The organism is Lysobacter sp. MMG2 (assembly GCF_016735495.2).
Taxonomy (GTDB): Bacteria; Pseudomonadota; Gammaproteobacteria; order Xanthomonadales; family Xanthomonadaceae; genus Lysobacter_J.
In genome coordinates, this window is the sequence record NZ_JAERQY020000002.1 from 451,504 (window position 1) to 465,501 (window position 13,998).

Here is a 13,998-nt window from a genome sequence, read left to right on the forward strand (position 1 = left end):
AATTGCGAGGTTCGGACGGCACACGGCCCGGCGCGGGGCCGGGCCGTGGTTACGAAGGTGGATCAGACGTTGCTTGGCGCGTTGTGCTTGCCCGCACCGGAGCGGAACAGCAGCCAGCCGACGACGGCCAGCACCGCCAGGCCGACCCACGGCCCCAGGTGCATGCCCAGCGACAGCACGTCGGCGCGTTCGGAGACCACGATCGGAATCGCGATCAGGATGCCCGTCAGCGCTTCACCGGTGATCAGGCCGGCGGCGAACAGCGTGCCCGGACGGTGCACGCGATCGCGCTCGGCTTCGTCGCTGTCGATCGTCAGGCCGTGGCGGCGCTCGACGATGTACGCCAGCAGGCCGCCGAGGAAGATCGGCACCATCAGTTCCAGCGGCAGGTAGATGCCGATGGCCGCGGCCAGCACCGGCACGCGGAAGTGCGACTTGCGCGACTTCAGCCACTCGTCCAGCGCGATGACCAGCGCACCGATGACGGCACCGATCGCAATCATGTCCCACGGCAGCTTGCCGCCGAACAGCCCCTTGGCCACCGACGCCATCAGCGTCGCCTGCGGCGCGGACAGTGAGTTGGGGTGCGTGGCCGTCGGCGGACCGATGCCGTAGGCCTGCGCCAGCAGGTTCAGCACCGGCGCCATGATCAGCGCGCACGAGAACGCACCGATGCCGAGCATCAACTGCTGTTTCCACGGCGTCGCGCCGACGATGTAGCCGGCCTTCAAATCCTGCAGGTTGTCGCCGCCGACGGCGGCCGCGCAGCACACCACCGCGCCGATCATGATCGCAGCGACCGGGCCGATGGCCGAATCGCGGCCCAGCAACAGCATCAGCACCAGCGAGGCGAACAGGATGGTCGCAATCGTGATGCCCGACACCGGGTTGTTCGACGAACCCACGAGACCGGCGAGGTAGGCCGACACCGACACGAACAGGAAGCCGGCGACGATCATGATGATCGTCATCGTCAGGCTCACGCCCCAGCTGGCGACGATCGCGTGGTACAGCATCCACAGCGGCACGACGAAGACGGCCAGCGCGACGAGCATCCACTTCATCGGCAGGTCGCGTTCGGTTTCGGCAACGGCCAGGCCACCGCCCTTGCGCGCCGCGGCCAGGCCGCTCTTGATGCCCGAGGCCAGCGAATTGCGCAGCGAGAACAGCGTCCAGATACCGCCGATCAGCATCGCGCCGACGCCGAGGTAACGGATCTTCGCCGACCAGATCGCGCCGCCCGCATCGGCGGCGGACGCGCCTGCGATCTGCGCGGCCAGCGCCGGATCGGTGTGCAGGAAGAACGCGTGGTAGATCGGAATCGCGAACTGCCACGACAGGATGGAGCCGGACACCACGACGATGCCGATGTTCAACCCGACGATGTAGCCCACGCCCAGCAGCGCCGGCGACAGGTTGGTGCCCATGTAGCCCAGGTACTTGCCGATGAAGCCCGAGGCGACGGCGTTGTCGGGGATCAGGCGCAGGCCGCTCTCTGCGGCGAGCTTCACCAGCGCGCCGAGCGCGCCGGCGACGGCGAGGATCTTCAGCCCCGGGCCGGGGTTCTCGCCGGCCTTGAGCACTTCGGCCGCGGCCTTGCCTTCGGGGAACGGCAGCGGCTCCTCGACGATCATCGAGCGGCGCAGCGGCACCGAGAACAGCACGCCGAGCAGGCCGCCCAGGCCGGCGATGCCGACGACCCACCAGTATTCGAAGTCGGGCCAGTAGCCCATGATGATCAGCGCGGGGATCGTGAAGATCACGCCGGCGGCGATCGACGAACCGGCGGAAGCGCCGGTCTGGACGATGTTGTTCTCCAGGATGCTGCCGCCGCCGAGCAGGCGCAGCACGCCCATCGAGACGACGGCCGCGGGAATGGCGGTGGCGATGGTCAGGCCCGCGAACAGGCCCAGGTAGGCGTTGGCGGCGGAGAGGATCACCGCCAGCACGACGGCCAGCAGCACGGCTCGGATGGTTAATTGCGGCGTCGCGGGCGAGGCCATCGGCAGCTCCAGGTGGACTCGGTGGACCGAGCGGTCCCGGATCATCGCATTGCCCGCCGGGAACTGTAAAAACCCCGGCGCAAATGGACAGGACGCGGCAAAGATGCGGCGGTGCAGCGATACGCGGCGGTATGCCTGCGTGAGCGGCGATCGCCAGCGGAAGGCATCGCGCGGCTTCACAACCCCACCTACACCGTCATCCCGGCGAAGGCCGGGACCCAGGCCATCACGCCTTCCGTATGCAATGCACGCGTTGCGATTCCCTCATGCCGTCAGCCCCTCCCCGTCATTCCTGCGAAAGCAGGAATCCATCTTGACCTTGACCTTGGTCTTTCCCTCCCACGCTCGCTCCGCGTTGAAGAACAGAGGCCAAATGGATCCCCGCTTTCGCTGGGATGACGGTGTTGGTGCCGGCGAGCTTGACGGTGCCGATGGGCGCTCCGGAAGGCGTGATGGCCTGGGTCCCGGCCTTCGCCGGGATGACGGGATAGTTGGGATGACGTCGGGAGGCCGTGCGCGACGCGGTGCGCTTGAAGGCGTGATGGCCTGCGTCCCGGCCTTCGCCGGGATGACGAGGTAGACGGGATAACGAGATTCGAGAGGGGTGCGGCGTCGGGTGAACGAGCATCGGACCGTCCTCGAACGAGGAACGCCATGCCCTCGAACGAGCAACCCGCTGCCCTCGAACGAGGTCTGCGGTGCCTGTGCGACCCCATGTCGATGCCCTCCCGACCCCGGTGACCTGCCCGCCGGCAGGCAGTGAGTCACCCTCACGCACCCATCGCCGCCCTCGCACACCCACCGGACCACCCGTGCGAGGGCATTCCGGTGCCCTCGCGCACCCATCGCAGTGGGTTCGGGCACCCATCCGGCTGCCTTCGCGAGGGCATCGGTCTGCCCGCTCGACCTCATCCCGATGCCCGTCCGACCCCATCCGAGTGCTCGTCGCCCCCCTGCAGCAACTCGTCGTGCATAGCCCGGGTGAGCGCAGCGCACCCGGGAATCGGGTGGTGACGCCCCCGGGTGCGCTGCGCTTACCCGGGCTACGTGCCCTTTGCATTGATCCGCACGCGACTTCAGAGCGCGCTCCTATACTCGCCCGACCCTTCGCGGAGCCCGCCGTGGCCGCCATCGACCTCTCTGATCCCCGTGCCGCGGACGTCGCCCGCAACCCGCGCGACGAACTCTTTGGCCACCCGAAGGGCGTCTACGTCTGTTTCTTCACCGAGATGTGGGAGCGCTTCTCCTTCTACGGGATGAAGGCGCTGCTGCTGCTCTACCTGCTGCAGCACCACCGCTTCGGCGACGGCCCCGGGCTCGACGTGCTGGGCGCATACGGCGGCCTCGTCTACTGCCTGCCGGTCGTCGGCGGACTGCTCGCCGACCGCTTCCTGGGCATGCGCAAGGCGGTCGTCTTCGGCGGGCTGCTGCTGGTCGCCGGGCACCTGGGCATGGCGGTGGAAGGCCACGCCGCCAGCGGCAGCGGCGCGACCGTGGTGCGCGATGAAGGCGCGCTGCGCGTGTTCTATCTCTCGCTGGCGCTGATCATCGTCGGCGTGGGATTCCTCAAGCCGAACATCTCCACCATCGTCGGCCGCCTGTATCCGCAGAACGATCCGCGCCGCGATTCGGGCTTCTCGCTGTTCTACGCCGGCATCAACCTGGGCGCGCTGTTCTCGGCGTTGGTGTGCGGGTATCTCGGCCAGACGCTGGGGTGGAAGTGGGGCTTCGGCGCGGCCGGCATCGGCATGCTGCTGGGGCTGGCGCAGTTCCTGTGGGGGCAGAGGTACCTGCACGGCCATGCCGAGCCGCCCGACCCCGCGCGCCTGCGCGAGCGCGTGTTCGGCCTGCCGCGCGAATGGGCGATCTACCTCGGCGCGCTGCTCGCGCTGGTGCCGCTGGCGGCGCTGATGTGGGCGGTCGCCAATGGCCGCTTCGCGCTGGGCGGCGAGATCTCGCTCGCGCTGGTGCTGATGCTGCTGGTGATGCTCGCCGTGCTGGGATGGTTCTTCTGGTTCACCACCGCGCGCTGCACGCGCGAGCAGCGCCACCAGATGATCGCGCTGCTGGCGCTGATCTTCATGGCGCTGGTGTACTTCACGCTTTATGAGCAGACCTACGGTTCGTGGGTGACCTTCACCGACCGGCTGCTGACCAAGGACGTGTTCCCCTCGCTGGTGATCCGCGAAGGCACGCCGTGGCCGTGGTCGACGGTGTCGCTGGTGCTCGCGCCGGCGGCGTTCGTCGCGGCGGCGATGCTGTCGGATCGCGATCCGGATTCGCGCCTGCCCAAGCTGCTGTTCGCCGGCGCGATCGTGCTGATGCTCGTGTTCCTGCTGCGCGACTGCGTGGTGCTGCCGCAGACGGCGGGCTCGCTGACCTACCTGGGCGCGTTGTTCCTGGTGCTGCTGGCGCCGGTGTTCGCGCGGCTGTGGGATGCGCTGGACCGTCGCGGCATGGACCCGTCCAAGCCGGTGAAATCCGCCATCGGCCTGGTGTTCGCCGGCCTGAGCTTCATCCCGCTGGCGTGGGCGGCGCAGCATGCCGGCGACAGCGGCCAGCTCGCCAGCGTGTGGTGGCTGGTGCTGGCCTACCTGCTGCTGGAGATCGGCGAGATGTGCCTGGCGCCGGTGGGCCTGTCGGCCGTCACGCAGCTGTCGGTGAAGAGCGTGATGAGCCTGATGATGGGCACCTGGTTCCTGGCGACCGCGTTTTCCGAAACGCTCGCGGCGCTGTTCGGCAAGCTCGCCGCGCTCGACATGCCCGAAGGCGCCGCGATCGATTTCGCCGTCGCCGGCGACAAGTACGCCAACCTGTTCTGGCTGATGATGGGGATCGGCCTGGGCTGGGCGGTGCTGGCGATGATCGCCGCGCCGCTGCTGCGGCGGTTGATGCACGGCGTGAAGTAACCGTCGCGCAAAAAACGAACGACGCCCGTGGGCGTCGTTCGTGGTGTCGCAGGATGGCTGCCGGCGTGCTTACTTCGCGGCTTTCGCCTCGCCGCCGGTGCCCGTCGCCGCCACCGAGCCACCCAGGCTGCGAGAGAGGAACGCGAGCAGGCGCGTGTAGAACTCCTTGCGGTGCGCCTCGATGTAAAAGCCGTGGCCTTCGTCGTTGTAGTACAGCGTCTCCACCGGAACGCCGGCCTTGCGCAGCGCCTGTTCCATCATCCGGCTGTGCGTGATGGGCGCGCGCTGGTCTTCGCCGCCGGCGGCGAGGAACACCGGCACCTTGATGCGATCGGCCATGCGGTTGGGCGACACCGCGCCGAGCGAATCGCGCTTGCCGATCCAATCGTTGATGTAGGTCTCGCCCGAACCGCGCTCCTGGATGTCGCCCTGTGTGTGCATCGTCGGCAGGTCGTACACGCCGACGTAACCGGCAGCGCACTTGTACAGGTCCGGCTCCTTCGCCACGCCCATCAGCGAGGCATAACCGCCGTAGCTGCCGCCGTACAGGCAGATGCGGCCTTTGTCGGCGATGCCCTGCTGGATCGCCCAGCGCGTCGCGTCGGTCACGTCGTCCTGCATCTTGCCGCCCCACTCGCGCTGGCCGGCCGAAGTGAACGCCACGCCGTAACCGCCGGAGCCGCGGAAGTTCACCTGCAACACCGCGTAGCCGGCGTCGGCGAGCATCTGCACTTCTTCGTCGAAGGTCCACACGTCGCGGACGCCGTACGGGCCGCCGTGCGGCATCACCACCATCGGCAGGTTCTTGCCGCTGCTGCCCTTGGGTACCGTCAGGTAGCCGTGCAGCGTGAGGCCGTCGCGCGCGGCGAACGTCACCGGCTGCATGGGGGACTGCTGCTCCGGATCGAACCATTCGCGACGCGCCAGCGCGTGCTCGGCCTTCTTGGCCTTGGTGTCGAACAGGTAGAAATCGCCCGGGTTCTGCGCGCTGGCGACTTGCACCAGGGCCACGCCGCCGTCGCTGGTCTGCGAGGTGATCGTCACCGCGTTGCCGGCGAACGCGCCTTCCAGGCTCTTCTGCAGTCGCGCCTCCGGCGCCTGCGCATCGAAGAACTCCGAGCGCGGGCGGCCGTCGTTGAAGTAAGCGCCGATCGGTACATGCGTGCCGTTGCGGTAGATGATGCGCGACGGGTCGACGTCGTCGTCGCGCAGCACCTGGGTGCGCTTGCCCGTGGCCAGTTCCAGCGCGACGATCGCGTCCGGACCGTCGGGCTGCTCGACCTGCAGGTACGCAATGCTGTCGTCGGCGGAGAAGCCGACCGGCTCCTCGAACAGGCCGTTCTTCTCGATCGTCATCAGCTCCCACTCCGCGCCGTCGTTGGCGCGGTAGTACAGCTTGCGGATGCGGTCGGCGTTGGCGCCGGAGGCGAAGCGCACCTGGCCCTGGTTGTCGAGCGCGAAACCGGCGTTGCGCACCGGCACGGTGGCCACGCGCGAGAGCCGGCCGCTGAACAGGTCCAGGCGTTCGACCGTGGTGAACACGTCCGCCGGACCGTAGGTGTACGGCAACGCCGCGACCAGCACCGAGCGGGTGTCCGCCGGCGGCGCATCGATCAGGAACGCGGCGATCTTGTTGTTGCCCTTCTTGGGCTTGATCGACGTGCCCGGGCCGCCGTCGTCGATGTCCTGCCCGACCAGGATGTCGAGCTTGCTGCCGTCGGCGTTCATCGCGTACAGGTTGCCGGTGAGCTGCGGGCGGGCGAGCGCGCCGAACTTCCTGGCGGTGCCGAAGAGCAGCCTGTCGGGCGTGACCCAGGCGAATTCGGAAATCTCGGTGTTGCGGCCCACGTTGAAGCTGCCCGTCAGCTTGTTGGTGCCGCGCTCGATCACCGCCAGCACGGTGCGGTCCTCCAGCGGCACGGTGGCCGCGAAGTGACTGCCATTGGGCGAGATCAAGATGTCTCCGAACTGATCCTTGCGAACGTACGCCGAAACGTCCACGTCCGCGCACATGGCCGGCGAAGACAGCGCCGTCAGCGCTGCCGCCAGGAACAACTGCTTCATGTTTTCCCCCTTCCCTATCGGCACTGCACCTTCCGTGGCCGCCCCCTTGGCGCCGCCGGTGTGCGTGGCCGAAGCCTAGCGCATCGACCCACGCGCCGTCGTGCGATGTCAGTCGGTTTCGGCCGCGAAGGTTTCGCGCAGGGCCGCGCGCCAGTGGGGCAATTCCAGGCCGTATTCCGACCGCAGTCGATCGGTGGCGAGCACCGAGTACGCGGGCCGTGCCGCGCGGGTTGGGTAGTCCGCGGTGGCGATGGGATGCACGACCGGCCGGCGCGCGATGCGACCGGATGCCACCGCCTCGTCGAAGATCGCCTCGGCGAATCCGTGCCACGTCGTCTCGCCGGTGGCGACCAGATGGCGCACGCCGGATTCGACGATGCCGCGGCGCAGGATCGTCGCCGTGACGTCGGCGATCAGCCAGGCCGGCGTCGGGCAGCCGTGCTGGTCGGCGACCACGCGCAGCGCGTCGCGCTCGGCGCCCAGGCGCAGCATCGTGCGCAGGAAGTTCTGCCCGTACAGGCCATGGACCCAGGCGGTGCGCAGGATGAGATGGCGCGCGCCGCTGGCCGCGATGGCCTGCTCGCCGGCGAGCTTGCTCTGGCCGTACACGCCCAGCGGCGCGGTGGCGTCGCCCTCGCGGTACGGGCGCGTGCTTGTTCCGTCGAACACGTAGTCGGTGGAGTAATGCAGCAGCGGGATGTCGAGCGACGCGCACGTCTGCGCAAGCCGCTCCGGCGCCCGCGCGTTGATGCGCATCGCCAGTTCCGCTTCGTCCTCGGCGCGGTCCACCGCGGTGTACGCGGCGGCGTTGACGACGGCGTCGGGTTGCACGCGTTCGACCAGCGGCGCGATCGCGTCCGCATCGCCCAGGTCCAGTGCCTCGCAGCGCGCACTGACTTCGAGCGTGCCGCCGCGCGTGGTCGCGACGACCTCGCCCAGCGGCGCGAGGCTGCGCGTCAGCGCATGCCCGACCTGGCCGTTCGCGCCGACGAGCAGGAGCTTCACGCGGCCCGCGTCACGGCGAGTACACCGGCAGACGGTCTTCCGGAACGTCTTCCAGGAACGGGGCGCGCGCGTCCTTGTCCGACACCGTGATGTCGCTGACGGGCCAGTCGATCGCCAGCCGCGCGTCGTTCCAGCGGATCGCGGCATCGGCCGCGGCGTCGTAGGTCGCGGTGCACAGGTAGCTGAACACCGCGCGTTCGCTCAGCGTCACGAAGCCGTGTGCGAAGCCTTCCGGAATCCACACATGGCGCTTGTTCTCTCCGCTGAGCAGCACCGCGGTCCAGCGACCGAAATGCGGCGAGCCGCGACGGATGTCGACCGCCACATCCCACACTTCGCCCTCGATGACGGACACGTACTTGCCCTGCGGCTTCGGCCACTGGTAGTGCAGCCCACGCAGCACGCCCTTGCGCGAGGTGGAGATGTTGCCCTGCACGAACGCGGGTTGCAGCCCATGCGCGGCGAGCTTGTCGTGATTGAACGATTCGAAGAAATCGCCGCGATCGTCGGCAAACACGCGGGGCTCGATCACCAGGCATCCCGGCAGATCGGTCTGGATCACCTTCACGGCACCGGGCCCCGCTCGGCCAGGCTCATCAGGTATTCGCCGTAACCGTTCTTCGCCAGCGGGCGGGCGAGTTCGTTGAGCTGCGCGGCATCGATCCAGCCGTTGTTCCAGGCGATCTCCTCCGGGCAGCACACGCGCAGGCCTTGCCGCGCTTCGATCGTCTCGATGTAGTTGGACGCTTCCAGCAGCGACTGGTGCGTGCCGGTGTCCAGCCACGCGTATCCGCGTCCGAGCTGCTCCAGGTGCAGCGCACGTTCGTCGAGATAGCGCCGGTTGAGATCGGTGATCTCCAGCTCGCCGCGCGCGGAAGGCTTGAGCTGCGCGGCGAAGTCGCTGGCGCGGCCGTCGTAGAAGTACAGCCCGGTGATGGCGTAGTTGGAACGCGGACGCGCGGGCTTTTCTTCCAGGCCGATCACGCGGCCGTCCTGGTCGAACTCGGCCACGCCGTAGCGCTCCGGATCGCGCACCCAGTAGCCGAACACGGTCGCGCCGTCACGCTCGCCGGCGCGCTTGAGCATCCCCGTCAGCCCGGGGCCGTGGAAGATGTTGTCGCCAAGCACCAGGCAACTGGGCTGGCCGGCGACGAAATCGCGACCGATCAGGTACGCCTGCGCGAGTCCGTCCGGACTGGGCTGCACGGCGTACTCGATGCGCATGCCCCATTGCGAACCGTCGCCGAGCAGCGCCTGGAACAGCGACTGCTCGTGCGGCGTGTTGATGACCAGCACTTCGCGGATGCCCGCCAGCATCAGCACGCTGAGCGGGTAGTAGATCATCGGCTTGTCGTACACCGGCAGCAGCTGCTTGCTGACGCCCTTGGTGATCGGATACAGCCGCGTGCCGGTGCCGCCGGCCAGGATGATGCCCTTGCGGTTCATGGGAGTGCCTCAGGCCTGACCGATGCGTTCAAGTCGATAGCTGCCGTCGAGCACACGCTGCACCCACGGCTGGTGATCCAGATACCACTGCACGGTTTGCGCGATGCCTTCCTCGAAGGTCACCGTCGGCGACCAGCCCAGTTCGCGCTGAATCTTGGACGCATCGATCGCATAGCGGCGGTCGTGGCCGGGACGGTCGGCGACGAAGGTGATCAGCGATTCGCGCGCGCGGCCAGCGGCCAGCGGGCGGCGCTCGTCGAGCAGGCGGCAGATGGTGGTGACTACGTCGATGTTGCGGCGCTCGGCGTCGCCGCCGACGTTGTAGGTCTCGCCCGTGCGTCCGGCTTCCAGCACGCGCCGGATCGCCGCGCAGTGGTCGCCCACGAAGAGCCAGTCGCGCACGTTGCGGCCGTCGCCGTACACGGGCAGCGGCTCGCCGGCCAGTGCGCGGGCGATGATCAGCGGGATGAGCTTCTCGGGAAACTGGTACGGACCGTAGTTGTTCGAACAGTTGGTGGTGAGCACCGGCAGCCCGTAGGTGTGGTGGAACGCACGCACCAGATGGTCGGAGGCGGCCTTGGACGCGGAGTACGGCGAGTTCGGCGCGTACGGCGTTTCTTCGGTGAACTTGCCCGTCTCGCCGAGCGAGCCGTACACCTCGTCGGTGGACACGTGCAGGAAGCGGAACGCGTCGCGCTCGGCGGCCTCCAGGCCACGCCAGTAGTCGCGCACGGTTTCCAGCAACGCCAGCGTGCCAACGACATTGGTCTGCACGAACGCGGCCGGGCCGTCGATGGAACGGTCCACGTGGCTCTCGGCGGCGAAGTTGATCACCGCCTGCGGACGATGCTCGCGCAGCAGTCGCGCGACGAGCGCGGCATCGCCGATGTCACCGTGCACGAAGCTATGGCGCGGATCGTCCTGGAGCGAGGCCAGGGTGTCGACGTTGCCGGCGTAGGTCAGCGCATCCAGGTTCACGACCTTGGTGCCCCGGCGCACCGCATCCAACACGAAATTACCGCCGATGAAGCCGGCGCCCCCGGTCACAAGCCACGTCGCCACTGGAACTCCTTGCTCGAATGTCATGAAGGACGAGGGCATGCCCGCATCAGGCGGGTCCGGCCACCGAGGGGCCGAAGGCCATTGCGGCGTCGGCGGTCGGCCCCGGTCCGGGGCGACGCCAACGCGCGGGTCTGAAAGCGCTCTGATCCGCCACCGCTCGCCGCCGCAGAGTATCCCAGAAAGCCGTCCCGCATGCCCACAGGACGGCCGTTTCGGCCCGCCATCTTGCGCAACCGGTCGCAATCATCCGATGGCTGCAACGGCGCCTGAACCGCGCTGCCGCGCCACGACGGGATAGGCCACAATGCGGTGCAGGCCAGCGCCGAGAACGACCCCCGCCGCATCGGGCCGGGTGATCGTGGGCACGGCCTACAGGGAAGGCACTGACGAGCGCGGGGAACGCGTGCCACTGCATGACGTTCGCGAGGAGATCGGGTTGGCCAACGCGTCCAACGAGCGAGGCGGCAAAGTGCACCCTGCGCGAAGCGCCGTGCGCGCGATGCTGGCGTCGATGTGCTGCCTGTTCGCCCTGCTGGTCGCCGATGCCGCGCACGCACTGGACGCGACGCGGCGCATCGGCCAGTTCCACCACACCGCCTGGACGGTGAAGGAAGGCGCGCCCGGTCAGGTCACGGCGCTGGCGCAGACGCGCGACGGTTATCTGTGGCTGGCCACGCAGATCGGCCTGTTCCGCTTCGATGGCGTCCAGTTCGAGCGCTTCGAGCCGACCGGTTCGAACGCCTTCCCCGCCGCAAGCATCTCCACGCTGTACGCACCGGCGAACGGCGGGCTGTGGGTGGGGTTCCGCTATGGCGCGGTGAGTTTCATCGAAGGCGACCGGATCACCCACTACGGCGAGGCCGACGGCCTGCCCACCAGCACGGTGTTCCGCTTCGCACAGGACCACGACGGCACCTTGTGGGCGGCCACGTTCACCGGCCTCGTCCGCCTACGCGGACATCGCTGGGAACGGCTGGGGCCGCAGTGGCGGTACCCGGGAAAGCAGGCGCGCACGGTGTTCGTCGACGCCGCCGGCACGCTGTGGGTGGCGACGGAGCATCAAGTGGCGTTCCTTCGCAAGGGTGCAACGACGTTCCAGAGCGTGGCCGCGCCGGTCGGGCGGATCAGCCAGATCGCACAGGCGCCCGACGGCAGCATCTGGGTCGCCGAATCCGACGGCGCCGTGCGCGCATTGCCGTTGGATGCCACGCCGGCCACGCGCGCCCTCACCCTGCCATCGGCCGGGCTGCTGTTCGATCGCGACGGGACGCTGTGGGCGACCACGCTGGGCGAAGGCGTGTTCCGGCTCGCGCATCCCACCGCCGCGGCGGGTGGCGAGGCGACGCGGGCGTTCGAAGCGTTCCGCCGGGTCGACGGGCTCAGTTCGGATTACGTGCAACCGATCCTGGAAGACCGCGAAGGCACGGTCTGGATCGGCAGCAGCCGCGGGCTCGACCGCTTCCGCCATTCCAACGTGGTGCCGGCGCTGCTTCCGGAAGGCGCGCAGGATTTCGCCATCGCCCCCGACGACAGCGGGGCGTTGCTGGCAGGCACCCGAAACCGGCCGCTCATGCACCTGCACGGCGATCGGCTGACCTTCCTCGACGTGCCCGCGCCGATCACCGCCGCGCATCGCGACCGCGACGGCGTCGTATGGCTCGGCGGGCCCGACGGCCTGTGGGCGCTGCGCGCGGGCCGCGCGACGGAAGTGACCGCGCTGCCCGTGCGCGACTACTCCGGCGTGCAGGCCATCGCGAAGGATGGCGACGGCGCGCTGTGGGTGTCGTTGAACACGCCCGGCGTCTACCGGCTGGCGCAGGGAAAGTGGCAGCACTTCCAGGACCTGCGGGGCATGCCGGAAGGCTCCTCGCCGCTCACGCTGCTGGCGGCGAACGACGGCGCGCTGTGGATGGGCTTCGCGCGCAACAAGATCACGCTGATGCGCCGCGGCGCGCTGCAACTTCTCGACACCGCACAGGGACTGAACGTGGGCAACGTTACCGCGCTGTTCGAGGGCGCGGACGGAATCTGGATCGGCGGCGAACGCGGGCTGGCGTTGTATCGCGAGGGTCGCGTGCGAAGCGTCCTCGCGGGCGCCGACGATCCGTTCCTCGGCATCTCCGGCATCGTGCAAACGCGCGAGGGCGACCTGTGGTTGAACGGCGCACGCGGAATCGTGCACGTGCCGGCCGCACGGGTACCGCGCCTGTTCGAGTCGGGCGAAGGCCGCGTGTACGAACGCTTCGATTTCCTCGACGGCGTACCGGGCATCCCGGCGCAGTTCCGCCCCTTGCCCACCGCCGTGCAGACCGACGACGGCCAGCTGTGGTTCGCCACCACCAGCGGCGTGGTGTCGATCGATCCGGCGGCGATCGCGCGCAATCCGATTCCGCCACCGGTGCGGATCCGTTCGCTGCTCGCCAACGACCGCACCTGGGGCGTGGGCGCGCAGACACTGGCATTGCCCGCCGGCGTCAGAAACCTGCAGATCGCCTACACCGCGCTGAGCCTGTCGATTCCCGAGCGCGTGCGGTTCCGCTACAAGCTGGAGGGCTACGACCAGGACTGGCAGGACGCCGGCACGCGACGCGTCGCCTTCTACAGCGATCCAGGCCCGGGCACGTATACCTTCCGCGTCATCGCCGCCAACAACGACGGCGTGTGGAACGAACTGGGCGCATCGCAGCGGCTCACGATCGCGCCGCGCTACTACCAGACGGCGTGGTTCCGCCTGCTGTGCGCGCTGCTGGCGATCTCGGTGCTGTGGATCGCTTACCTGCTCCGCCTTCGCCATCTCGCCGGTCAGATCCGCCTGCGCATGCAGGAGCGCTACATGGAGCGCGAGCGCATCGCGCGTGAACTGCACGACACGCTGCTGCAGGGCACCCAGGGATTGATCCTGCGGCTGCACGCGGCCAGCCAGGGCCTTCGCGAAGACGATCCGGTGCGCGAGGATCTGGAGAAGGCGCTGGACCTGGCCGAGCACGCGCTGACCGAAGGACGCGACCGCGTGCGCGGACTGCGCGGCGACGTGCAGTACTGGCACGACCTGGGCAGCGCGCTGCTGCACGTGCGCGACGAGATCCTCACCCAGCCATTGCCGGACATGCGCCTGATCGAGGAAGGAAAGCCGCGTGCCCTGCTGCCCGGCGTCGCCGAGGAGCTGTACCTGATCGGCCGCGAAGCGGTCCTCAACGCACTCCAGCATGCGCGTGCGAACGCGGTGGAGATCGAAGTGGGTTATCACCAGCGCGAACTGCGCCTGCGCGTACGCGACGACGGCGTCGGCATGCACCAGCACACGCCCAACCGTCCCGGCCACTGGGGACTGGACGGCATGTCCGAGCGCGCCGAACGACTGGGTGCGCACCTGGACGTGCTGTCGCGCCCGGGCGCGGGTACCGAAGTCGCCCTGCGCGTGCCCGCCGCCGCGGCGTATGCGCGTCCCACGCGTTCATCGTATTGGCGACGACTGCTCGATCGGCTGCCATGGCGATAGCGCATGCCAC

8 protein-coding genes are annotated in these 13,998 nt (G+C 68.8%); 2 read left to right on the forward strand and 6 right to left on the reverse strand.

Translation table 11 applies throughout. The features are described 5' to 3' along the window. Window positions 1-62: 62 nt before the first annotated feature. Window positions 63-2,003 carry an oligopeptide transporter, OPT family gene (locus tag JI752_RS10100; RefSeq protein ID WP_216963165.1) on the reverse strand — a complete coding sequence of 647 codons (1,941 nt, stop codon included), beginning with the start codon at window positions 2,001-2,003 and terminating at the stop codon, window positions 63-65. A gap of 1,130 nt (window positions 2,004-3,133) precedes the next feature. On the opposite strand from JI752_RS10100, the gene JI752_RS10105 reads away from it, so the two are divergent. After that, window positions 3,134-4,912, forward strand: coding sequence for an oligopeptide:H+ symporter (locus tag JI752_RS10105; RefSeq protein WP_345777348.1), 1,779 nt, complete (start codon window positions 3,134-3,136; stop codon window positions 4,910-4,912). Window positions 4,913-4,981: 69 nt separating this feature from the next. On the opposite strand, the gene JI752_RS10110 is transcribed toward JI752_RS10105, so the two are convergent. The 5 genes from JI752_RS10110 to rfbB form a co-directional block, all read right to left on the reverse strand. Then, entirely contained in the window at window positions 4,982-6,976 is a 1,995-nt protein-coding gene (locus JI752_RS10110; RefSeq protein WP_216963168.1) for a S9 family peptidase, read from the reverse strand. Window positions 6,977-7,084: 108 nt separating this feature from the next. Beyond that, window positions 7,085-7,981, reverse strand: a complete 897-nt coding sequence (gene rfbD, locus JI752_RS10115; RefSeq protein WP_216963171.1) for a dTDP-4-dehydrorhamnose reductase — start codon at window positions 7,979-7,981, stop codon at window positions 7,085-7,087. Between the two features lie 10 nt (window positions 7,982-7,991). Beyond that, window positions 7,992-8,549 (reverse strand): dTDP-4-dehydrorhamnose 3,5-epimerase, encoded by a 558-nt coding sequence (rfbC, locus tag JI752_RS10120; protein ID WP_216963174.1) that lies wholly within the window; start codon window positions 8,547-8,549, stop codon window positions 7,992-7,994. Next, window positions 8,546-9,427, reverse strand: a complete 882-nt coding sequence (gene rfbA, locus JI752_RS10125) for a glucose-1-phosphate thymidylyltransferase RfbA (RefSeq protein WP_216963188.1) — start codon at window positions 9,425-9,427, stop codon at window positions 8,546-8,548. Before rfbA ends, rfbC begins: the two co-directional genes overlap by 4 nt. Before the next feature lie 9 nt (window positions 9,428-9,436). Beyond that, the gene (rfbB, locus tag JI752_RS10130; RefSeq protein ID WP_216963191.1) at window positions 9,437-10,489 is read right to left on the reverse strand and encodes a dTDP-glucose 4,6-dehydratase; all 1,053 of its coding nucleotides are present in this window, start codon (window positions 10,487-10,489) and stop codon (window positions 9,437-9,439) included. Between the two features lie 403 nt (window positions 10,490-10,892). Here rfbB and JI752_RS10135 point away from each other — a divergent pair, with 403 nt between their 5' ends. After that, window positions 10,893-13,988 carry a sensor histidine kinase gene (locus tag JI752_RS10135; protein ID WP_216963194.1) on the forward strand — a complete coding sequence of 1,032 codons (3,096 nt, stop codon included), beginning with the start codon at window positions 10,893-10,895 and terminating at the stop codon, window positions 13,986-13,988. Window positions 13,989-13,998 lie beyond the last annotated feature (10 nt).

Coding starts and splice junctions, on each gene's coding strand:
- JI752_RS10110 (WP_216963168.1), bottom strand. CDS start 6,976: ATGAAGCAGTTGTTCCTGGCGGCAGCGCTGACGGCGCTGTCTTCGCCG.
- JI752_RS10100 (WP_216963165.1), bottom strand. CDS start 2,003: ATGGCCTCGCCCGCGACGCCGCAATTAACCATCCGAGCCGTGCTGCTG.
- rfbA (WP_216963188.1), bottom strand. CDS start 9,427: ATGAACCGCAAGGGCATCATCCTGGCCGGCGGCACCGGCACGCGGCTG.